This is a genomic window from Rhodococcus sp. GB-02, from assembly GCF_053470465.1.
In genome coordinates this window covers 1,910,048-1,932,248 of sequence record NZ_JBPUKE010000001.1, presented here as the reverse complement: position 1 = coordinate 1,932,248, position 22,201 = coordinate 1,910,048, and the positions used below count along the sequence as shown (strand labels likewise).

Here is a 22,201-nt window from a genome sequence, read left to right as displayed (position 1 = left end):
CTCCGGTCGGATCTCTTTCGTTTCGACCGTACGCCGGAGTATGACGGTCGACAAGGCACACTCGTCGCGAGGTTTCCCGACGACCACGCCGGGTAGCCGAATTACATGGACATCGGAACTCTTTACCGCGGAATCGAATCGGCGCGCGGACTGGACGGTCCGTCCACTGGCATGAGGCGCAGGATCCTCGCGATCACCGAGCGATCAGACGGGTCACGTACTGTCGCAGCGCTTCTCCGGGGCGCTGCTGTCGGGCATCCCATCCATCCCGCCCTCGTAGCGATTCCGGTAGGCGCCTGGACGACTTCGCTGATGTTCGACACCGTGCTCCGCGACCCGCGGACCGCACGACGATTGATCGGGCTCGGGTTGGTCTCGACGCCACCGGTTTTGCTGACGGGCTGGCTGGACTGGTCCGAACGTGGCGACGTCGCCCGCCGTGTGGGACTGGTGCACGCTGCGTCGAATGCAGTGGGTATCTGGTCCTTTGCCGCGTCGTATCGGTTACGCGGAAAGGACTCACCAGCGCTGGCGCGGGTTCTCTCGGCGCTGGGACTCGCCGCGGTCGGCATCGGTGGTGCGCTCGGCGGTCACATCGTCTTTCGACTCATGGACGATCCGGGCGTCGAAGCTGCCTCGACGCCCGTTCTCGATCCCATTCTGGACGTGGTCAACTGAGCTGATCGAATCTGAATACTGTTCAGGCGTAAGCACTTCCGGAATAACTTCGCAGTTCCCGCGCGGTCTCGTCCGAATCCGCCAGCGGCCTGTTCATGACCCAGTGCGGGCTGCGGGTGCCCAGTGTCGCGGCAAAGTCGGCGACTGCGTCCGGGGCCGGCACCGCGTGTTCGCCCAGATATCCGAGAACGATCAGGTCCTCCCCCGAACGAGTCTCCACGGCCAAGGCCCAACCGCACGTCTCCTCCCAGAGCAACGCCACCTCACGCCCGGGAAAACGCGGCAGCGTTCGGTCCAACGCGATGTAGGCCTCCAGGGGGTGCTCGCGCCTGCAACACCATTGCTCGATGCCGGCTCCCACGCCGACCGCCACACGTTGTACGTACCGCTCGAACCCGAGTCCGACGGTTGCGTCGACCAGCATTTGTTCTGTCATCGAACCTCACTCCTCGCCATCGTGTTTGGAATGTGCCCAGCGCCGACCGCGCCGAAACCCGGTTCAGATCATGGACTCCGGGTATCCCCAGACGAACCGATCAAGTGGAGAGGGGACCCGATGAAGTACTCGCCCGCTATGGCTCCCGGACGAATGCTCAAGATCTCCATGGTGTCGGTCAACGCCGATCCACTCGCACCGGTGGGCTGCTCGGCAGCTGGTGCACAGAACCTGCACGTCGACGAGCTGTCCGCGGCCTTGGTTCGCGCCGGACACGACGTCACCGTCTTCACCCGGAGGGCGCATGTCGGTGGACCGGACCGCGTTCGCGCTCGCACCGGGTACTGCGTCGACTATCTCGAGGCCGGTCCGACTCAGGCTCTTCCGGATGCCGAAATCCTTCCTCACCTGGGAACCTTTGCCAGCATTCTGCGCGCTCAATGGAGTACCGACCGACCCGATGTGGTGCACTCGCATTTCTGGATGTCTGGTGTGGCAACGGAACTCGCGACCCGCTCGCTCGGCATCCCTGTACTTCAGACATTCCATTCCCTGGGATCTGCCGCGCACCGCCACCTCGGAGCAGCCGACGACAGTCCCTCGGAGCGGACTCACCTGGAACCGTTGATCGCCCGGGGCGCAACCCATGTCATCGCGACCAGTTCGGACGAAATCTTCGATCTGGTTCGGCAGGGATCACCACGATCACGCACCACGATGGTGCCATCGGGCGTCGACACCGAGGCGTTCACCCCTGAAGGACCCGCCGCGAAGAAGACCGCACCGCATCGATTGATCTGCGTCGGAAGGCTGGTGGAGCAGAAGGGCTTCGATGTTGCCGTCGCCGCGCTGGCTTCGCTGCCGGACACGGAGTTGGTGGTGATCGGCGGGCCGCCCGTCGCACAACTGAGCACCGACGAGGTGGCGATCCGCTTGGTCAAGCTCGCCGAGCGGCTCGGCGTCGCAGATCGAGTCCAATTATTGGGGCGGGTTCCGCACCGCCAACTACCTAAACTGATGCGATCGGCCGACGCCCTCGTCTGTACCCCCAGATACGAACCGTTCGGAATCGCGGCTCTGGAGGCGATGGCGTGCGGAGTCCCGGTTGTGGCGACTCCTGTTGGCGGACTGCGGGATACCGTGATCGACGGGCTCACCGGGCGGCGGGTCCCGGTCAACAATCCGGCGGAAACCGCGCGGGCAGTCCGGCATCTTCTCGACGACGAGGACGAAGGCGCGGCATTTGCACGGCAGAGCCGGGCTCGCGCGTGCGAATCGTATTCATGGGATCACGTCGCCACCGAAGTGGTCCGAACCTACGGCCGCTGCGTCACAGCACCGCCGAGAGCCCGCCAACACAAGGGCACTCACCGAAGTGAAGTGCACTGACGCTGACGGGCTCTACGAACCTGATTTCACAAAGCTGTGAGTGACACTGCGAAATCAAGCCGGGAAACGTCGGGTCTCTTCGAGGCCGATCGCGTGATCCAGCGACTCGTAGCAGGCAAACATCGACTCCTGACCAGCTGCTTTGAGTAGCCTCTGAACCGGGCGGGCGCAGACGAGCGCGAGTGTGCCGCCCACGTCGCGTGATCGCGTCGACAGGACCGACAGCACGGACAAGCCGCACGTCCCCATGAATTCGAGTTCGGAGAGATCGACAACCAGCGTCCGGTCCGCGGCAACGTGGTACGTCAAGAAGTCACGAAAAGCATTGGCGCTCATCAGGTCGATCTCGCCACGAACGTGGATCACAGCGGTATGTGCACTGATGCGGTGCGCGTGAAACGATGCGGTCGCTGTCCCGGTCGCGGGAGGTCCGTAATCTACCGATCCCTTCGCCGCGTTCGTAAAGCCTGAAATAGATGATCCTGGAACAACAGTCATGGTTCTCCCATCCCGCAACGGTTTACACTCTGCAAAAGAGAAGGGACCTCCGAAGGAGCCGCACGATGAACGGGTCTCCAGAATTACGGATAAATCCCTCATCGGCTGTGTGCTCAACCTCGGTTTGAAACAGTACGCCAGCATGACCGGCGTCACAAGTGCGTTGCGACCATTCGTTTCGGTGTTCCGAACAAAAATGTGGTTTGGTCTGCGCTTCCGCGAGGTAATCCGATGTTGCGATCGCCAACGGTCGTGAGCAGATCTGTGTCGTTTACCCCGGCACCACCATCGACCAAATTTCGTGTTCGGGGGTCACTGTGAAGGTCGAGATGGGTATCGTTCTCGGCACCAGACTTCACCGCGACCCCTGGTACGACGATCCGGAGAACTTATGGCACACCTCAGCGCACTCGAGCCCGATCAGGATCAGACTCAGCCAGTTGTGGAGTTGAGGATTCAAGCGACTCTCGATCAGCTGTCGATTTTGCGTGCACTGGCCGCCACTGTTGCCATTCAGGAAAACTTCGACCTCGACGCCATCGCCGACATCAAATTGGCCATGGACGAAATCTGTACGCATCTGATTGTTCGTGCTGCCCCTGATTCGGTTCTGGTGTGTCGGTTCGTGTTCACTCCCCCGCAACTGCACGTATCCGTATCGACGACAACCACGGAGTACGAGGACAGCACTCAGCGATCGTTCGGGTGGCACATCCTCACCGAACTCACCGATTCGATTTCGCTCGACCAGGAAGAGAACCTCGGCGGCGTCGGCTACATCACGACCATGAAGTTCACCAAGGCCCTCAGCGGGCGCCTGTGACCGCTTCCGCAGACGGCCCGTCACGCCCGCGCCGGCGGTCCACCGACGAATATCGGGACGTCATACCCGTTTTCGAGGAAATGCGGACCCTCGAGCCCCACAGTCCGGAGTACGAACGAGTGCGCACCGCACTGATCACCAGGTGCCTACCGTTGGCCGAACACATCGCCAGACGATTCGACGGGCGCGGCGAGGCACACGACGATCTGGTTCAGGTGGCGCGCCTCGGTCTGGTCAACGCCGTCGACCGTTTCGATTCCACGCGCGGATCCGATTTCGTCTCGTTCGCAGTTCCCACCGTAATGGGTGAGGTTCGGCGACACTTCCGTGACACCGGTTGGGCGCTACGAGTTCCGCGTCGGATGAAGGAGTTGCATTTCCAACTCGGGCAGGCGATCAGTGAGCTGTCACAACAACTCGGGCACGCGCCGACCGTCGACGAGTTGGCCGAGACGTTGGGAATCGAGCGCGAAGAAGTCGCCCAGGCGTTGATCGCCGGCAATGCGTACCAGACCGTCTCGGTCGACGGTGCCGCGTCCAATCACACCGATGATCTCCCGCTCGTGGAGACACTCGGTGACTACGACGCCGCACTCGAGAACGTCGAGAATCACGAGGCGTTGCGTCCTCTTCTCGACAAGCTTCCCGAACGAGAGCGGACGGTGTTGATGCTCAGATTCTTCGGAAACCTGACGCAAACACAGATCGCCGAGAAAGTTGGCGTATCCCAGATGCACGTGTCGAGATTGCTCGCGAAGACACTGAGTAATCTCCGCGAGCAACTCGACTGAGTGGGACTGAGCGGGTCAGATCGTTGCGGTGTCGATCACGAATCGGTATCGCACATCGCTCTTGATCACGCGCTCGTAAGCATCATTGATGTCGCTCGCCGGGATCAGTTCGATTTCTGCACCGATGCCGTGCTCGGCGCAGAAATCGAGCATCTCCTGTGTCTGCGGGATACCGCCGACCATGGAGCCGGCGAGGCTACGACGGTTTGCGGCGAGCGAGAATGCTCGAACTTCGATCGGCTTCTCCGGCAGGCCCAGTTCGACGAGAGTGCCGTTGATGGCCAGCAGGGACATGTAGGCGTCGATGTCGAGATTGACCGAGACCGTGTTGAGGATCAGGTCGAACTCGCCGCGAAGAGCCTTGAACGTCTCACGGTCGTTGGTCGCGTAGTAGTGATCGGCGCCGAGGCGGAGCCCGTCTTCTTTCTTGCCGAGCGTCTGGCTCAGGACGGTGACTTCCGCGCCGAGCGCCTTGGCGATCTTCACACCGACGTGACCGAGGCCGCCGAAACCGATGATGGCGACCTTCTTGCCTGGGCCGGCGTTCCAGTGCCGCAGCGGTGAGTACAAGGTGATGCCTGCGCACAGGAGCGGCGCGGCAACGTCGAGTTCGATGCCCTCCGGGATCGAGAGCACGAAGTGCTCGGTGACGACGATGTGTGTCGAGTAGCCACCCTGTGTGCGCTCGCCGTCGCGACCGGTGGCGTTGTATGTACCGGTCACACCCTTGCGGCAGTACTGCTCTTCGCCGGCGGTGCAGGCTTCGCACTCCCCGCACGAGTCGACGAAGCAGCCAACGCCGACGCGGTCGCCGACCTTGTGCTTGGTGACATCGGAACCCACAGCGGCGACGACGCCGGCGATTTCGTGTCCAGGGACGATCGGGTACTTGGCTCCGCCCCACTCGTTGCGAGCTGTGTGGATGTCGGAATGGCAGATGCCTGCAAATTTGATGTCGATGAGAATGTCCAGTGGACCGAGCTCGCGGCGTTCGACGGTGGTCTTCTCGAGGGGACCGTCAGCGGACGTCGCGGCATAAGCAGCAGCAGTAACCATGCACACATGCCTACCCGTGCATGGAGGGACCTGCAAATCGCAGGCCCCTCCATGACTAGTTCTTTACGTGATTTACCCGGCGTCGCGCTCGGCTTGCTCGGCGCGACGACGCAGGCGCCTCGCGGCCGCAACCATGTTGCGCAGCGAAGGCTCGAGCTGCCAAGGATGGCGGGTCTTGAGGCCGCCGTCCGGGTTTGCCCACAAACGATCGAGAGAGATCGATTCGCTTGCCTCAGTGAGCAATTCGTCGAGCTCGTCGATGTCGGGAATCCGAGCCGAGCGAGATTCGTAGACACCGGGGCCGACGCCGTGCGTGAGCGCGCCTTCCTTGAGTGCCTCGAGAACCCACGTGATGGAGCGGGTCGCGACGATAGCCGTCACATCTGCGTCCAACCGTTCGATGGCGTCGACCACCGACGACCGAGCGGAGTACGTCAGATGCGTGTGGATCTGTGTTTCCGGCTTCGCTCCACCTGTTGCCAGACGGAACGCGTCGACGGCCCACTCCAGGTAGGCCTCCCGGCCGTCCTCACGCAGTGGCAGCAGTTCACGAATTGCCGGCTCGTCCACCTGGATGATGGCGATTCCGGCGGCTTCGAGATCCGCGATTTCGTCTCGAATGACAAGTGCCAGTTGCTCTGCCGTTTCGTAGAGCGGCTGATCCTGACGAACGAACGAACGAGCGATCATGGTGACCGGACCCGTCAGCATGCCCTTGACCGGCTTGTCGGTCAGCGACTGCGCGTAGGCAATCCACTCGACCGTCATCGGCTTCGGACGTGCGATGTCGCCGTAGAGAATCGGCGGACGCGTACAACGAGATCCGTAGGCCTGAACCCAACCGTTGTGCGTGAAGGCATAGCCCTCGAGCAGTTCGGCGAAGTACTGGACCATGTCGTTGCGCTCGTGCTCACCGTGCACGAAAACATCGAGACCAATATCCTCTTGCAGACGGATTGTGCGCTCGATCTCTTCCTGGATGCGCTTGTAGTAGTCGTCCCACTCCAAACGCCCCTGGCCGAGTTCGTAACGCGCCTGGCGAATCGCGTCGGTCTGCGGGAACGAACCCAGTGTCTGGGCCGGAACCAAAGGCAGGTTCAACCGTTTCTGCTGCGCTTTGCGACGCTCCTCGTACGGTGCACGCACGCGATCTTCGGGCTTGATCGCGTTGACCCGAGCACGGACTGCGTGCTTGAGCTTGAAGTGCACCTTCGTCGGACGCTTACGCCACTTGTCCGAAGGACCTTCGGTGAGCGCCTTTGCCAGTGAGACGACCTCGCCGACCTTCTGCTTCGCAAAAGCCAGACGGTCTGCGACGTCTCCCGGGATGTCGTACTCGGAGAGCACGTCGTACGGCACGTGCAGCAGCGACGACGACGTGGAGACGACGAGGTCAGGCACGACGTCCTTGAGTTCGTTGAGGTACGTCAAGGTGTTGAACCGGTCGACGCGCCACACGTTGCGACCGTCGACGACGCCTGCGTAGATACGCTTGCGCTTGATGTTCGGCACCGCGGCCAGTTCCTCGGCCGTGATCTTGCCGTGCACCAAGTCCAGACCGAAGGCCTCGATCTTGGTGGGCGCCAGGATGTTGAGGGCTTCGCCGAACTTGCCGTACGGACCCGTCACCAACAGGCGCGGGCGCAGCGGGGCCGTCGAAAGCTTCTCGTACGCACGTCCCAGAGCGGCGAGCTCCTCGGCGGTGCGGTCCTCGGTCACCGAAGGCTCGTCCAACTGAACACAGGTGGCACCGGCCTTGGCGAGCTGCTCGAAGAGCCTCTCGTACTCGGGCAGGATTGCGTCCAACAGATCGAGTGGGGTGAAGTTCGGATCGGACTTCTCGGTGGCAGGCCCGACCTTCGAGAGCAGAAGCAGCGAAACGGGTCCCATGATGACGGGGCGCAATTCGATGCCGCGCGCCTTCGCACGTTCGAACTCGTCGAGCAGTGCTTCCGAGTTGAGCGAGAACACCGTGTTCGCGTCGATCTCGGGCTGACGGTAGTAGTAGTTCGTGCCGAAGAAGCGCACCAGCTCGAGAGGCGGGAAGTCGGGGCGACCGCGGGCCATCGTGAAGTAGAAATCGAGCGAATCGAGTGCGCCCTCGAGCGGCTTGAACCGCTCCGGCACTGCGCCGAAAAGCAGCGCATTGTCGAGCACGTGATCGTAGAAGGAGAAGGTGTTGCCGGGAACCTGGCTCAACCCCGTCGCAGCCAATTCGCTCCAGGTCGATTCCTGGAGTTCCTTGGCGACCGCGAGGAGTGCGTCCTTGTCCGAAGTGCCGTGCCAGTAGGACTCGAGGGCGCGCTTGAGCTCACGGCGCGGCCCGATGCGCGGATACCCCAGGACGCTGGAGCCGAATGCTGCAGTGCTGCTGGACATGCGGTCGACCTTTCTAACCGAGGGGCGCGAGCGCCCTGTGCGCCTCTGTGGTAGCCGGAACTACCAGAAAGGCGCACAGGGGCGTTGGGCCTTAGCTTGCCTGCTTGGTGGAGCGACCGTTGTCGGCGTATTCGTAGAAGCCCGCGCCGGACTTCTTGCCGGTCAATCCGGCTTCGACCATACGCAGGAGCAGCGGCGGAGCGGAGTACAGCGGCTCCTTGAACTCTTCGTACATGGAGTCGGCGATGGACTTGACGGTGTCGAGGCCGACCAGGTCGGTCAGCGCCAGCGGACCCATGGGGTGCGCGAGGCCCAGAACGGTTGCCTTGTCGATGTCTTCCTTGGTGGCGAAGCCCGACTCGACCATGCGGATCGCCGAGAGCAGGTACGGCACGAGGAGCGCGTTGACGACAAAGCCGGAGCGGTCGGCACTGCGGACGACCTGCTTGCCGAGGATGTCGCTGGCAAAAGCCTCGGCGCGCTGCGAGACGGAGGCACTGGTCTTGAGCGTTGTCACCAATTCGACGAGCGGCAGAACCGGCACCGGGTTGAAGAAGTGCATACCGATGACTCGCTCGGGACGCTTGGTCGAGATGCCGAGCTTCATGATCGGGATCGACGACGTGTTGGACGCGAGAACCGCATCCGGGTCCGTCACGACCGCGTCGAGCTCGGCGAAGATTTCGCTCTTGATCTTCTCGTCTTCGACGACGGCCTCCACGACGAGCTGGCGGTCCGCGAAATCGCCCAGATCGGAGGTGAAACGCAGACGCCATGCGGCCTGCTCACGCTCGCGTTCTGTGATCTTTCCGCTGCTCACGCCGCGGTCGAGCGAACGCAGGATGCGTGAACGCCCGGCTGCTGCAAGCTCGCGAGTCTGCTCGAAGACCAGAACATCGACATGTGCGCGGGCGCACACCTCGGCGATTCCGGCACCCATGATTCCGGCGCCGATAACGCCGACGCGCTGAATTTTTTCGCTGGTCACGTCAGCTCCTTGTTTGTCTCGTGGAGTTTGTCTGGTGAAGGTGTTGCAGTCTGATCAAGGTGTTGCAAAGAAAGCACTTCGAACTGCGTCGACACTGGTGGCCGACGCAATTGGAACTGCCTTGAAGACGAGAGAAAGTAGATCGGTGATACAAGCAGGGGAGAGACCCGAAGCCGAGCCTCTCCCCCACCCGAAGTCAGTTCTTAGTGGAACTGGCCCTCTTCGGTGGAGCCCTTGAGAGCTGCCGTCGAGGTGTTGGGGTCAACGGTGGTGGCGATGGTGTCGAAGTAGCCGGCGCCAACCTCACGCTGGTGCTTGATGGCGGTGAAGCCACGCTCTTCAGCAGCCTTGAACTCGCGCTCCTGCAGGTCGACGAATGCCGTCATGCCTTCGCGGGCGTAGCCGTAGGCCAGGTCGAACATGCCGTAGTTGAGCGAGTGGAAGCCGGCCAGCGTGATGAACTGGAACTTGAAGCCCATTGCGCCGAGCTCCTTCTGGAACTTCGCGATGGTCGCGTCGTCCAGGTGCGCCTTCCAGTTGAAGGAAGGGGAGCAGTTGTAGGCCAGGAGCTGGTCCGGGAATTCGCTGCGAACGGACTCGGCGAACTTCTTTGCAACCTCGAGATCCGGCACGCCGGTCTCCATCCAGATGAGGTCTGCGTACGGTGCGTAAGCCTTGGCGCGAGCGATGCAGGGCTCGATGCCGTTCTTGACGCCGTAGAAGCCTTCAGCCGTGCGGGTTCCGTCGAGGAACGGGCGGTCACGCTCGTCAACGTCGGAGGTGATGAGGGTTGCGGCCTCAGCGTCGGTGCGGGCGATGATGACGGACGGAACGTCCGCAACGTCGGAAGCCAGGCGAGCCGAGGTCAGGGTGCGGATGTGCTGCTGCGTGGGGATGAGCACCTTGCCACCGAGGTGGCCGCACTTCTTCTCCGAAGCGAGCTGATCCTCCCAGTGGACACCGGCAGCGCCGGCGCCGATCATGGCCTTCTGCAGCTCGTAAGCGTTGAGAGCGCCACCGAAGCCGGCTTCGGCGTCGGCAACGATCGGAGCGAGCCAGTTGCTGACGGAGGTGTCACCCTCGGTCTTGGCGATCTCGTCGGCGCGCAGCAGTGCGTTGTTGATGCGACGAACGACGGTCGGAACCGAGTTGGCCGGGTAGAGGCTCTGGTCCGGGTACGTGTGGCCCGAGAGGTTCGCGTCGCCGGCAACCTGCCAACCGGAGAGGTAGATGGCCTTCAGGCCGGCGCGAACCTGCTGCACAGCCATGTTGCCGGTAAGTGCACCGAGGGAGTTGATGTAGTCCTCGTTGTTCACGAGATCCCACAGGATCTCGGATCCGCGACGAGCGAGGGTCTGCTCCTCGACGACGGTGCCCTGGAGCTTGACGACCTGATCGGCCGTGTAGTTACGAGTAACGCCCTTCCAGCGAGGGTTGGTGTCCCAATCCTGCTGGAGCTCAGCTGCGGTCTTCGGGGTGCCGGTGGTCGACATCAAGACTCCATCTCTTTGATCTGCTGGTCCGGCCTGTTGTGAGCAGTACGTGCGTACTACTTCACATACTTGCCAGGCCCTTCTTGTGTACTTACCGAGAATGGCACATCGAAAAAGTGCCGTCTACCTGTTGCTAATGCCAATCTTCGCTACCTTTTCAACACACTTTGCTAAGTCTGTGAAGATTCCTACACGGCGAGCACTACCCATTCGGACAGGTTCCGTACTGGTGAGTAGTAATGAAACCGCAGGCTGTGAACGAAATGCACTCAACTCCGCCGCTAGTGAATTACGCCTGTTCGCGCAGCGCACGGAACGGGCCTGTCCGCTACTTCGGAGTCAACTTCATTGCCCGCAAGTGACCGCAATCACTCCATCGCAACAGCATTCGCGCGAGCACTTTCCCGAGATCGAGGCCTCGCAAAGCCCCCGACAACCCGTTCGCCGGCCATATGCTGTCGAACCATGACTTGTCGTTCGACGCCCTCGACACCACTGAACGGGCGATAAAGCTGTGCCGGACAACTATCAGCAGCCACCGAACAACCAGGCATGGTCGCAATCCGGGCCTCAACCGCCGCAGTTGGGATACCGGGCCGCGCCGCAGTCCTATCCCCCACCGCAGGGATTCCCGCCTGGTCCGCCACGTGGAAATCCGCCGCCACGACGACCCGGCTGGGTGATTCCGGTATCGATCATCGGTGTCATCACCGTGTTGGCTCTCTTCGGCGGGCTTGCATGGGTTCTGTGGCCGAAGGACGTCCCCAATTCGACAGCCGGTGGAGCCGCCCACACCACCACCGCCGCGAACACACCCGGCACCACCGGTGCCACGACAACTGCTCCCAGCACGACATCCCCGACGACCACACGCGCCGCGAACTTCCCGGCAGGCGCGTCCGCCTGCCCCGGCAGGCAGCCTGCCGGAAGTTACAAGGAGTCCGCGACCAGCGGGGGTAAGACATCGTGCGAGTTTGCCGAGGCAGTTCGGATCGCCTACGGAAACTCCGGTGCCGCCGGTCGATCCAGCACGGTTTCCGCACGTAGTCCGGTGACCGGCAAGGAGTACACGATGGCGTGCAAGGTGGCCTCCGGCATCGTCACCTGCACCGGCGGAGACAACGCAGTTGTGTACCTCCGCTGACGTGCACACTTGCGGCGGTAGCAACCCGGCGCTTGTCGTTCCAGTGTCGCACTGACGGATCCTCCGATAGCGTGACCGCATGCCCCTGTACGAGTTTCGCTGTACCGGCTGCGGCCCACTCGAGCGGTCGTTCGCGATGGCCGAAGTGCCCCAGTCGATCAGTTGCCCCCAGTGCAGTCTCGAGTCCAAGCGGGTGGTCTCGTCTCCCCGGTTGAGTCACGCGTCGTCGGCCGCGATGGGTCTGCTGGACAGCACTGCTCGATCGGCTCACGAGCCTGCCGTGGTCAGTGGGTCACTACCTGGCCGCGGCCGAAAAACTGCCCCGACCACATCCAATCCGTTGCACCGCAAGCTGCCTCGCCCCTGAGCACCCTCGCCGCAAGTCACGATCCGACACGAAAGTCCTGCCGCCACGAGTTTTCCGTTTCTTCGAGAATGAGGAGTGCATATGCCTGAACTGCTGTTTCCACTCGATTCCGCCAAGAAATTCACCGACCAGGCGATCGTCGGCCACAATCGGTGGCACCCGGACATCCCGGCAGCGGTGACGGTGAAACCCGGTGATGCGTTTCGTGTCCATTGCCGCGAATGGTTCGACGGCGCAATCCACAACGACGACTCCGCCGACGACATTCTCAATGCGCCACTGACCACGGTCCACACGCTGTCCGGCCCCTTTTCCGTCGAAGGCGCGAAGCCCGGCGACCTGCTGATCGTCGACATCTTGGATATCGGTCCTATCCCCCAAGAGGATTCTGGTCCGTTGGCCGGCCAAGGCTGGGGGTACACAGGCATCTTCCCCCGGAACAACGGCGGCGGCTTCCTCACAGAACAGTTCCCCGACGCGTACAAGGCTGTCTGGGATTTCTCCGGACAAACGGCGACGTCACGTCACATTCCGCACGTCTCGTTCACAGGCATCGTCCACCCAGGACTCATGGGCACGGCTCCGTCGGCAGCCTTGCTCGCCAAGTGGAATGCCCGCGAGGGTGCCTTGATTGCCACCGACCCCAATCGGGTTCCCCCGCTTGCGCTTCCGCCTGAGCCCCGCGATGCCGTTCTGGGAACCTTGACCGGTGACGAGTACACACGCGTGGCCGGCGAGGCGGCTCGCACCGCTCCCCCGCGCGAGAACGGCGGAAATCAGGACATCAAGAACCTCACCAAGGGCAGCCGAATCTTCTATCCGGTGTTCGTGGACGGTGCGAATCTGTCGGTCGGCGATCTTCACTTCTCTCAGGGCGACGGTGAGATCACTTTCTGCGGTGCCATCGAGATGGGCGGCTTCATCGATCTTCGTGTGGACATCATCAAGGGTGGAATGGATACCTACGGTGTTTCCGAGAACGCCATCTTCATGCCGGGCAACACGGATCCGCAGTATTCCGAGTGGCTTGCATTCTCGGGCACGTCCGTCACGTTGGACGGCGAGCAGAAGTACCTGGATTCACATCTGTCGTACCAGCGTGCGTGCCTGCACGCGATCGAGTACCTGACCAAATTCGGGTACGCGCCAGAGCAGGCGTACCTGCTACTCGGTGCGGCACCGATCGAGGGCCGTCTGTCGGGTGTCGTGGATATCCCCAACTCGTGTTCGACGGTGTATCTCCCGACCGCGATCTTCGACTTCCCGCTCGCACCGTCGTCGAGCGGACCGTTCCAGATCGATCCCGGAATCGGCGCCCCTCGTTCGGAGAACAGGGTCTGAGCCTTCGGCCCGTGAGTGGTTATGGAGTGCCAAGGCTCCTCAACCACTCACGGGGGCGGAGCCCCTGTGCGAAGACTGCGAACCCACCTTTGCGAAGCCGGACCGTCGCTCGTATCCTGGGAAAATGTCGAAAACCTTTGTCGGTGTCCGGCTCCGCCAACTGCGGACCGAGCGTGGGTTGAGTCAGGCTTCGCTGGCCAAGACGCTGGAGATCTCGGCAAGCTATCTCAATCAGATCGAGCACGACGTCCGGCCACTCACCGTGCCGGTCCTCCTGCGAATCAGTGAAGTCTTCGGTGTCGACACCACCTTCTTCTCCCCACAGGACGACACACGCCTGATCGCGGAAATGCGTGAAGTTGCCCTCGATCAGGAGATGGGCATCGACGCCGACGCCCACGAAATCGCGGAGATGGTCTCCACCCACCCCGGCCTCGCCAAGGCGATGGTGAACATGCATCGCCGCTTCCGCAACACGACGGCCCAGCTCGCCGCAGCGACGGAGGACCGTTTCTCGGACGGCAGTGGCAGCGGTTCGATCACCATGCCGCACGAGGAAGTGCGCGACTACTTCTATCAGCGACAGAACTACATCCACGATCTCGACACCGCAGCCGAAGAACTCACCGCCCGAATGCGCTTTCACCGTGGCGACGTCGCCGGCGAGATCGCCAGACGTCTCGAGTCCGTCCACGACGTGCAGATCGTTCGACGAGTCGACTTGGGCGAGAACATACTTCATCGCTACGATCCCGACACCAGGGTGCTGGAAATCTCCGCAAGGCTCTCGGGCGGGCAACAGGTCTTCAAGTTCGCGACAGAACTCGCGTACCTCGAACACGGCGAGCTGCTCGACTCGTTGGTGGCCGAGGGCAACTTCACCAGCGAAGCGTCGGTCTCCCTAGCGAAGCTTGGCTTGGCCAACTATTTCGCCGCGGCCACCGTGCTGCCCTACAGCCAGTTTCACGAGGTTGCCGAGGACTTCCGCTACGACATCGAGCGCATGTCTGCCTTCTATTCCGCGAGCTACGAAACGATCTGTCACCGCCTCTCGACCCTGCAGCGCCCCAAACTTCGCGGGGTCCCCTTCATGTTCGTACGTGTCGACCGTGCCGGAAACATGTCGAAGCGTCAGTCCGCCACCGGATTCCACTTCTCCACCAGCGGCGGTACGTGCCCGCTGTGGAACGTCTACGAAACGTTCTCATATCCGGGCAAGATCATGCCCCAGATCGCGCAGATGCCCGACGGCCGCCGATACCTCTGGGTTGCGCGCACGGTCGAACGTCGAGCGGCTCGATACGGACAGCCCGCAAAGATCTTCGCCATCGGATTGGGATGCGAGATTCGACACGCCCACCGACTCGTCTACAGCGACGGTCTGGATCTGGACGAGTCGAATCCGGGAACGCCGATCGGCTCGGGCTGCCGCGTCTGCGAACGCCTCAACTGTCCGCAGCGTGCCTTCCCCCCGTTGGGTAAAGACCTCGATATCAGCGAGCACCGGAGTTCGATTTCGCCGTACGTGATTCGCTGAGCGCACTGACTAACTCACGTGGTTGCGAAGGAACGCGACTGTGCGATCGAACGCAATCATCCCGTCCACGGTATCGAGGTCGAACTGATATTCGTGGTCCAGTGCAAGCTCGTGATCGTCCGGGTAGAACAGTGCGTCTACTTCGACGCCCAGACCGGCGAGCCGTTCTGCCATGGGTTTCGACTGGCTGGCAGTCAGCGGATCGATGTTTCCGCCGGTGATGAACGTCGCTGGAAAGGTCGAGGTGACATGCCCGAGTGTCGACATCTGACCCACTGCAGTCGACCCGTCGAAGTCCCTCCTTCCGAGGTATCCCCACAGCGATTGCTTGTCGACGCCCCAACCGAAGTACTTCCCCTGCGACAGTAGCGGTTTCAGATCGAAGACCCCACAGTCAAGGACAACTCCGCGTATCTGCTCGGGACGCAATGCCGGTTCCACACCCATTTCCCACGCGTAGTCAGGGCTGGTCATGACCGTCGCCAACTGACTGGACAACTGCGCGCCTGCCGAATCTCCCGCAAGAAAGAGATTGTTCGAATCGACATGCAACCTGTCCGCATTGCTCACAATGAATCGATACGCGTCGTTCAGTTGATTCACGGCGGTGGGGTAATACGCCTCCGGCCCCAGTGAATAGTCCACCGAAATCACAGTGAAACCTTGATTTGCCAACAGTTTGTAGTAACCGTCGGCATCAGTTCTCGATCCCGATACCCAGCCACCGCCGTGCACCCAGACCACCGTCGGTAGCGCCGAAGTGGACTCCGACGGGTAGTACACGTCCAGTTGCGCATCGTCGTCGCCGTCGCGGTACGACTGATCGAGAATCGAGACGATTCCTGACGGTGCATGCCTGTCGAGTTGTGCGTGAGTCGCTTCGGAGCCACCCGCTGACATCCACCGTACGAGGAGAACTCCCGGCCACGGACTGACGAGTGCCGCGGTTACCCCGGACAGCAGAATGACGACGAATACCGCCGCGATTCCGACAATGCGCCTTCGCCGTCTGTCGGGGGAAGACGCGCGCACAACAACTCCTGGGGTCGGATCGGATTCACCCAGGCTAGACCAAAAGGACTAGTCGAGAATTCCCCGGCAACACACCCGCGGCGCTTTGTCTGAAATGACCATTTTGCCAGTGGTTCACCATCATCCGACAACTAGCGGGTGTGTGCGTCGAGAAACTGAACCGTGCGATCGAGGGCAGTGAGACCGTCGGCATTGTCCAGATCGAACTGATACTCGTGACCGAGCGCCGGAACGTGATCGGCCGGATAGAACAGTGTGTCGACCGCAACTCCCCACCCCGTCAATTTGTCAGCCAACGGTTTCGACTGAGAATCTGTCAAAGGATCCGCGTTGCCGCCGCTGATGTAGGCAGGCGGAAATTGAGCGCTGACGTAGTTCAAGGTCGACATCTGATCCGCTGCGTCGGTACTCATGAAGTCACGCACGCCGGTATACGCCCAGAGGGACCGATCAACCCCCCACCCGATGATGCCGGGTCCGCCGACCATGTTCCCGACGTCGTAGATTCCACAGTTCAGGATTACTCCACGTAACTGATCCGGCCGCAGCGACGGGACCACGCCCACACGGTTCGCATACGCGGGATCAGTGATGAGAGTGGCGAGCTGACTCGAGAGTTGCGCTCCCGCAGAATCACCGGCGAGAACGACCGTCGTCGGATCAACATGCAGCCGTTCCGCATTCGCAACGACGTACGCGTGAGCGTCGTTGAGCTGCCGCACCGCTGTCGGATAGTGATGCTCAGGTCCGAGTGAGTAGTCCAGGGACACAACGGTGTAGCCACGAGAGGCCAGCAACTCGTAGTACGGCGCGTAGTTGGACTTGCTTCCCGAGATCCAGGCACCGCCATGAGTCCAGATCACCGTAGGTAATGCGGTCGTCGTCGCTGCGGGAAAGTAGACGTCCAGGTATGCGTCGTCGTCATCGGCGCGGTACTGCTGGTCCTTGATCGAGTCGACGCCTTCGGGGGCGTGCTTCTCGAGAGCCTCGGTGACTTTCACAGCATCACGATCGAAGACCCAGCGCACGGTGAGCGCGCCGGGTCTCGGGCTCAGTACAAAAGCTAGAACCACGGCTCCGACAAGGACTATCACTATCCCGAGAGTCCACAGTGCTCGCTTGCGCCATCGGTGCGGCGAAGGGTTCGTCATCGGGTTTCCCTCACTCTCGGCACAATGTCCGGATCAGCGTAACGCGAAGCCGATACCGCCAGGCGCGATCAGCTGAGTTCTGCGATCCGCCTCTGCGCGAGCGCCGTGACTTCACCCTTGGCTACCTTGCCGCCGGCCGCCATCGGCAATTCGGCGACCGTCATCACGTACTCGGGTATGTACTCGCGGGTCACTCCTCGGCTCTGCAGCCAGGCGGTCAAGTCCTCCGAACTCAGATCGCTATCAGCGGACACGACGACCGCACAGACCTTCTCACCGAACAGCGGATCGTCGACTCCCACCACGGCGACCAGTTCCACCGAAGGGTGCGCGCGTACATACTCCTCGACTTCGACCGCGGAAATGTTCTTGCCGCCTCGAATGATGATGTCGGCTTTTCGTCCGACCACACGCACCCGTCCTGTCTCGTCGATCTCGACGATGTCGCCGAGAAGCATCCAACCGTCGTCGGTGTACAACTCGTCGTTCGCATCGGCGTCACCCCAGTACCCTTGGCACATCAGTGGGCCGTTGACCGCAGGCTGACCTCGACGGACGGCTTCGGTCACTTCCTTTGCCGCATCGTCGAATACACGAACTTGCATTCGATCGATGACGTGACCGCACGTCTTCAGTCGGGTGTCGGAATCGTCCATGACCGTCGTCACCGAGACGGCGCCGGTTTCGTTCGATCCGTAGAACTGCAGGACTGCCGCCCCGGTACGTTGTTCGAAGGCCAGTGCCTCCGAATACGGCACGGCTTCACCACCGGTGAACATGAAACGAAGTGACGAGAGATCGGCCGATTCCGCGGCCTCCGAACGCAACAGCATCTTGAATTGTGTACTCACACAATTCAAAGCAGTCACCCGTTCGCGCTCGATCAACTCGATCATCACCGAAACGTCGAAGCGTTCCATGACGACATTACGAGCACCGAGTAGCGCCGGCAGGAAATGCGAAGTCCAGAGACCGAATCCGAAAGGTGCCGGAACCGCGCCGAGGAACACCTCATCCGGACCGATCGCCGCCGCCTCGGCGGCAATCTCGGAGAAACCAACCCAACGATCCTCGGTTTGTGTCACCAATTTGGGCAGGCCTGTTGTGCCGGAGGTCGAGTTCAGCATCGAAACAGCTGACGTGACAAAACACGGACTGGTTGCGGGGAACTGCTTTAGCTCGACCGGCAACGAGATGAGTTCGCCGTGTGCGCTCACGCGTTCGAAACTCACGTCTGCGCGTTCGTCGGCGAAGACGACGTCCAGTCCGGGATGCTCTGCCCGCAGACTCGCCACGAGTTCGGCGGTATCGACGCCTCGCAGCGTGCGAGTGGTGACGAGAACGGAGGCTTCCGAGCGGGCGATCAGATGAGAGATCTCGCGAATGCCCGAGCGCGAACCGATTCCGACGGCGACGCGGCCGGTACGAAATGCTGCGCAGAGAGCCGCATGGAATACAGCGGTGTCGGGGAGCAACACGGCTACATGTCCGTATCCCTCACCAGCTAGATCCAGCGCCGACGCGATCGCATCGGCAATCGCGTCGTACTGTTTCCACGACACCCTCGATTCCGGAGTGACAAAGGCGGTTTCGTCCGGGATGGTCTCAGACCAATGCCTGACCATTTCGCTGATGCTGACGCCGGCGAACCGGTCCGGATTCGTGGCGAATTCACCGACGGTGAAGTCGAGTGTCTTCGTTTCAAGCATGATCGTCGATCATCTCCCGTCGGCGCTGAGGACGCCCATCGATTGTTTGTACGCGTTGTCCAGTGTCGCTGCGGAATCGCATTCGCGGACGAGTTCGCCGCGCTGCATGACATATCCGCGGTCGACAACCGATTTCAGTGCAGTAAGTGCCGGTTCCGTCACGATGACGGTCACACCCTCGGCGGCCAGACCCCCGACCAGCGCTCGCAGCTCCGCGACGATTTTCGGTGCCAGTCCTGTCATCATCTCGTCGAGGAGCAACACCTTCGGGGTTTCCAGAAGGGCCCGCCCCAGAACCAACATCTGCTGCTCACCACCGCTGAGGACCCCGGCATAACTCTCCGAGCGTTCACGCAGGATCGGGAACCTCTCGAAAGCTGTTTCCACGGCTTCGGCTTTCAATCCCAGCAGGTCTGCGCCGACGCGTAGGTTCTCGCGAACGGACATTCGCATGAACAGTTGCCTGCCTTGGGGAACGTAGGCAAATCCGCTGCGGACACGATCCAGTGCCGATAATTTCTGGATCTCTCGACCATCGAATCTGATTGTCCCGGTGGCGGGAACCGAGCCGTAGATGGATCCCGCCAAGCTGGTCTTGCCTGCACCGTTAGGACCGACGATCGCTGTCACTTCACCGGCGGGGGCGACAAGGGAGACTTCCCGGACGGCGACAGCGGATCCGTATCGAACTGTGACTCTGTCGAGTTCGAGCATGTCAGGCGCCTTCCTCGTATTCGGAACCGAAATAGACTTCTCGCATCGCGTCGCTGGCCAAGCACTCCTGCGGTGGTCCGTAGAACGCCACTGATCCGAAATTGAGCAGCACGATCTTGGTGGCGAGCGCCGCGATGAGATCGACGTTGTGATCGACCAGGACTACTCCTTTGCCCTGCGCTGCAATCGATCGCACGGCACCGGAGATTGCAGCGATGCCGTCGTGATCCGCGCCGGCAAACGGTTCGTCCAACAGGAGAACATCGGGTTCGGTCGCCATCGCCCGCGCCACCTCGACCAGACGCTGCGCGCCCAAACTGAGATCCCCGCAAGCACTCTCGACGTCGGTGACCGAGTATCGCGCAGCAATCTCCCGGGCCCGCTGTGCTGTCCGGTCCCAGTTCTCGAACGGTCCTTTGATCGCCCACCACAGCGAGTGCAGAGGTGAGGTGATCTTGTGTCCGTACAGTCCCGGGATGATGTTGTCGACGGCGTCGAGTTCCGCCGCGAGCTGCGGATGTTGAAACGTGCGCGAGAGCCCTTGCCGTGCACGGCGCTCCGACGGCCCGGTCAAGGCAGCACCCGCGAGCGCGACGGTTCCGGAATCTGCTTGCTGTGTACCGAAGATGCAGTCCACCAGTGTGGTCTTGCCTGCCCCGTTCGGGCCGACCAGTCCGATCACCTCTCCCGGTCCGACGCTGAACGAGACATCGTCGACAGCGCGGACGCCGCCGTAGGACTTGTGGAGCCCGCTCACTTCGAGTAGCCGAGTCATCGATTGCCACGCTCCTTGTACAGACGGTTCATTCGACCCAGAACGTTCTGACTCCACCCGATCACCCCACCAGGCGCGACGATGAGGATCACCAGGACGGCTCCGGCGAGCAGCAGTTCACCGCTTCCCTGGTACCCGGGCATGTTCAGCGTCACGATCACCACGATCAGTGCACCGAGCGGAGCACCCCACGCGGAACCGCGACCACCGATGATCGGCATGAAGATCGCGAGGAAAACAATACTGAGAGTGAATGTTTCAGGAGTGACAGCTTGCACCGACACGGTGAACAGCGATCCGCCGGTCGACGCGATGGCGGCACCGATCGCCAGCGCCACGACGGTCAGGTGAGCGGGATTGACGCCGGAAGACCGTGCGACATTGCGATTGTCGCGGGCAGCTTGCAACATCAGACCCCACACCGATTTCCGGAGTCGATCGACAGCGACCGCGATAACACACACGAACAAGATCGCGAACACGACCAACGCGTAGCGCGGTGGCTCCCAACCGAACATCGTCGCAGTCTCGACACCCGAGATCCCGGCCGAACCTCCGGTGAAGCTCGGCCCGTCGATCAGCCAGTGCTCGAAAGCGATACCGAACAACAAAGTGACCGCGGCGAGGTAGAACCCGGAGAGTTTCTGCGTCGCCAAGCTGAGGAGCACTGCGGCCGCTGCGGCGGCGAGGGCGCCGAGAATCCATCCCCACCACATCGACAACCCGGTCCGAACAGAGATCAGCGCAACGGCGTACGCACCGATCGCGGCGTACGCGCTGTACGCCATCGACAGTGATCCCGCGAGCACGAATGGCACGTACATGCCAAGTGCGATCAGCGAATACGTCGCAGCGAGGAACACCAGATCCTGCCGGTACAGACTCGGCCCCATCCACAGCAGCACGGCGGCAACCACTGCCACGGTGATCAGAGCTTCCCGTGACACAGCGAGCATTCTCGCCCGGGAACCGCCACCTGAAGTGGGCGGACTTGACGTGAGCGGACTGGTAGAAAGCGAGGCCATCAGACGCGAACCTTCCTCGAGAGCAGGCCTTCCGGACGGAAAGCGAAGAACACCAGTGCAATCAGCAGAATCGCGGTTTGAGCAGCACTCGCACCGAAGTAGTACGGGGCGAACACCTGGACGACGCCCAACACCATTCCGCCGATCAGCGGAGCCCAACTCCGGCCGGTACCACCGATGACGAGTGCGATGAATGCCGTCAGCGTCCATGACAGACCGCTCGTGAACTGAACACCGGCCTTGGGAGCGAACAGAAGTCCGGCGACCGCGGCGATCACACCCGCGAGGGTGAACGCGATGAGGCGTACCCGATCCACCGGCAAGCCCAGGACGCGGGCAGCATCCGGACTGTCGCCGACGGCGCGGAGCAGACGGCCCGACGTGGACCGGTTCAGCCACAGTCCGATACCGACGAAGATCAGAGCAGTTCCGACGACGAGCACAACGGTCGAACTGTCGACGGTCGCACCGAGCACCGATATCGGATCGAAGTCGACGATCTTCTGCCCGGGAAGTGGTGTGCGGCCGAAGACAGTGCCGGCGAGCTGCTGGATCCCGAACAGTACTGCGGTCACCGCCACCAACGCCGGTAGTTCCCCACGACCCGAACGCTTCTGAACCTGTTTGACCACAAGCTTTTCCGTCAAGATCGACAGCGCCACCGCTACCGCGATCCCCAGCGGCATGGCAATCCAGAGAGCGAGCCCGTAATTGATCGCGACCCAACTCGACGCCATGGCCGCAGCCATCGCGTACGGGCCCATCGCAAAGTTGAAGAAATCGGCGCCGACCACCACGAGATACATTCCGAGGGCTATCAGTGAGAAGAATGCACCGATCTCGATGGCTGCGAACCACAGTTGTGCGTCTGTCAT

The 22,201-nt window shown here is 61.8% G+C and carries 21 protein-coding genes; 8 read left to right on the top strand and 13 right to left on the bottom strand.

Annotation, left to right across the window (positions count from 1 at the left end; translation table 11 throughout):
- Positions 1-105 precede the first annotated feature (105 nt).
- Positions 106-678, top strand: a complete 573-nt coding sequence (locus tag ACSW29_RS09230) for a DUF2231 domain-containing protein (protein WP_448277101.1) — start codon at positions 106-108, stop codon at positions 676-678.
- A 22-nt stretch (positions 679-700) separates the two neighbouring features.
- On the opposite strand, the gene ACSW29_RS09225 is transcribed toward ACSW29_RS09230, so the two are convergent.
- On the bottom strand, positions 701-1,114 hold the full coding sequence (locus tag ACSW29_RS09225) for a DUF6292 family protein (RefSeq protein WP_230816892.1): 414 nt from the start codon (positions 1,112-1,114) through the stop codon (positions 701-703).
- Positions 1,115-1,234: 120 nt separating this feature from the next.
- On the opposite strand from ACSW29_RS09225, the gene ACSW29_RS09220 reads away from it, so the two are divergent.
- On the top strand, positions 1,235-2,503 hold the full coding sequence (locus ACSW29_RS09220) for a glycosyltransferase (RefSeq protein ID WP_448277100.1): 1,269 nt from the start codon (positions 1,235-1,237) through the stop codon (positions 2,501-2,503).
- Between the two features lie 54 nt (positions 2,504-2,557).
- Here ACSW29_RS09220 and ACSW29_RS09215 read toward each other — a convergent pair whose 3' ends face one another.
- Positions 2,558-3,001 carry an STAS domain-containing protein gene (locus ACSW29_RS09215; RefSeq protein WP_020968900.1) on the bottom strand — a complete coding sequence of 148 codons (444 nt, stop codon included), beginning with the start codon at positions 2,999-3,001 and terminating at the stop codon, positions 2,558-2,560.
- Between the two features lie 391 nt (positions 3,002-3,392).
- On the opposite strand from ACSW29_RS09215, the gene ACSW29_RS09210 reads away from it, so the two are divergent.
- A complete protein-coding gene (locus ACSW29_RS09210) occupies positions 3,393-3,824 on the top strand; it encodes an ATP-binding protein (protein ID WP_020968899.1) in 432 nt (143 codons plus the stop codon).
- Positions 3,821-4,615: an RNA polymerase sigma factor SigF gene (locus ACSW29_RS09205; protein ID WP_020906739.1), complete on the top strand. Its 795-nt coding sequence runs from the start codon at positions 3,821-3,823 to the stop codon at positions 4,613-4,615. Before ACSW29_RS09210 ends, ACSW29_RS09205 begins: the two co-directional genes overlap by 4 nt.
- Before the next feature lie 15 nt (positions 4,616-4,630).
- Here the strand turns inward: ACSW29_RS09205 and ACSW29_RS09200 are convergent, their stop codons facing one another.
- The 4 genes from ACSW29_RS09200 to aceA all read right to left on the bottom strand — a co-directional run bounded on the left by ACSW29_RS09200 (position 4,631) and on the right by aceA (position 10,531).
- Entirely contained in the window at positions 4,631-5,671 is a 1,041-nt protein-coding gene (locus ACSW29_RS09200) for an NAD(P)-dependent alcohol dehydrogenase (protein ID WP_230816887.1), read from the bottom strand.
- A 72-nt stretch (positions 5,672-5,743) separates the two neighbouring features.
- Complete coding sequence (metE, locus tag ACSW29_RS09195) at positions 5,744-8,050, bottom strand: 5-methyltetrahydropteroyltriglutamate--homocysteine S-methyltransferase (RefSeq protein ID WP_448277099.1); 2,307 nt, start codon at positions 8,048-8,050, stop codon at positions 5,744-5,746.
- A gap of 91 nt (positions 8,051-8,141) precedes the next feature.
- Positions 8,142-9,038, bottom strand: a complete 897-nt coding sequence (locus tag ACSW29_RS09190) for a 3-hydroxybutyryl-CoA dehydrogenase (RefSeq protein ID WP_003941541.1) — start codon at positions 9,036-9,038, stop codon at positions 8,142-8,144.
- Positions 9,039-9,241: 203 nt separating this feature from the next.
- Positions 9,242-10,531 carry an isocitrate lyase gene (gene aceA / locus ACSW29_RS09185; RefSeq protein WP_003941533.1) on the bottom strand — a complete coding sequence of 430 codons (1,290 nt, stop codon included), beginning with the start codon at positions 10,529-10,531 and terminating at the stop codon, positions 9,242-9,244.
- 514 nt (positions 10,532-11,045) lie between these two features.
- Between aceA and ACSW29_RS09180 the strand changes: the two genes are divergently transcribed.
- The 4 genes from ACSW29_RS09180 (at position 11,046) to ramB (ending at position 14,920) form a co-directional block, all read left to right on the top strand.
- Positions 11,046-11,675, top strand: coding sequence for a serine/threonine protein kinase (locus ACSW29_RS09180; RefSeq protein ID WP_448277098.1), 630 nt, complete (start codon positions 11,046-11,048; stop codon positions 11,673-11,675).
- Positions 11,676-11,754: 79 nt separating this feature from the next.
- Entirely contained in the window at positions 11,755-12,042 is a 288-nt protein-coding gene (locus ACSW29_RS09175) for an FmdB family zinc ribbon protein (protein ID WP_230816884.1), read from the top strand.
- A gap of 81 nt (positions 12,043-12,123) precedes the next feature.
- A complete protein-coding gene (gene fmdA / locus ACSW29_RS09170; protein ID WP_019744435.1) occupies positions 12,124-13,383 on the top strand; it encodes a formamidase in 1,260 nt (419 codons plus the stop codon).
- 124 nt (positions 13,384-13,507) lie between these two features.
- Positions 13,508-14,920: an acetate metabolism transcriptional regulator RamB gene (gene ramB, locus ACSW29_RS09165; RefSeq protein WP_230816883.1), complete on the top strand. Its 1,413-nt coding sequence runs from the start codon at positions 13,508-13,510 to the stop codon at positions 14,918-14,920.
- Positions 14,921-14,929: 9 nt separating this feature from the next.
- On the opposite strand, the gene ACSW29_RS09160 is transcribed toward ramB, so the two are convergent.
- The 7 genes from ACSW29_RS09160 to ACSW29_RS09130 form a co-directional block, all read right to left on the bottom strand.
- Positions 14,930-15,952, bottom strand: a complete 1,023-nt coding sequence (locus tag ACSW29_RS09160) for an alpha/beta hydrolase (RefSeq protein ID WP_347871492.1) — start codon at positions 15,950-15,952, stop codon at positions 14,930-14,932.
- Between the two features lie 131 nt (positions 15,953-16,083).
- Positions 16,084-17,103 (bottom strand): alpha/beta hydrolase, encoded by a 1,020-nt coding sequence (locus tag ACSW29_RS09155; protein WP_448277097.1) that lies wholly within the window; start codon positions 17,101-17,103, stop codon positions 16,084-16,086.
- Between the two features lie 68 nt (positions 17,104-17,171).
- On the bottom strand, positions 17,172-18,812 hold the full coding sequence (locus ACSW29_RS09150) for a class I adenylate-forming enzyme family protein (protein WP_448277096.1): 1,641 nt from the start codon (positions 18,810-18,812) through the stop codon (positions 17,172-17,174).
- Positions 18,813-18,821: 9 nt separating this feature from the next.
- On the bottom strand, positions 18,822-19,526 hold the full coding sequence (locus ACSW29_RS09145) for an ABC transporter ATP-binding protein (RefSeq protein WP_124567899.1): 705 nt from the start codon (positions 19,524-19,526) through the stop codon (positions 18,822-18,824).
- A gap of 1 nt (position 19,527) precedes the next feature.
- Positions 19,528-20,301, bottom strand: a complete 774-nt coding sequence (locus ACSW29_RS09140; protein WP_046378188.1) for an ABC transporter ATP-binding protein — start codon at positions 20,299-20,301, stop codon at positions 19,528-19,530.
- Complete coding sequence (locus tag ACSW29_RS09135) at positions 20,298-21,257, bottom strand: branched-chain amino acid ABC transporter permease (RefSeq protein WP_448277424.1); 960 nt, start codon at positions 21,255-21,257, stop codon at positions 20,298-20,300. Before ACSW29_RS09135 ends, ACSW29_RS09140 begins: the two co-directional genes overlap by 4 nt.
- A 68-nt stretch (positions 21,258-21,325) precedes the next feature.
- Positions 21,326-22,201, bottom strand: coding sequence for a branched-chain amino acid ABC transporter permease (locus ACSW29_RS09130; RefSeq protein WP_448277095.1), 876 nt, complete (start codon positions 22,199-22,201; stop codon positions 21,326-21,328).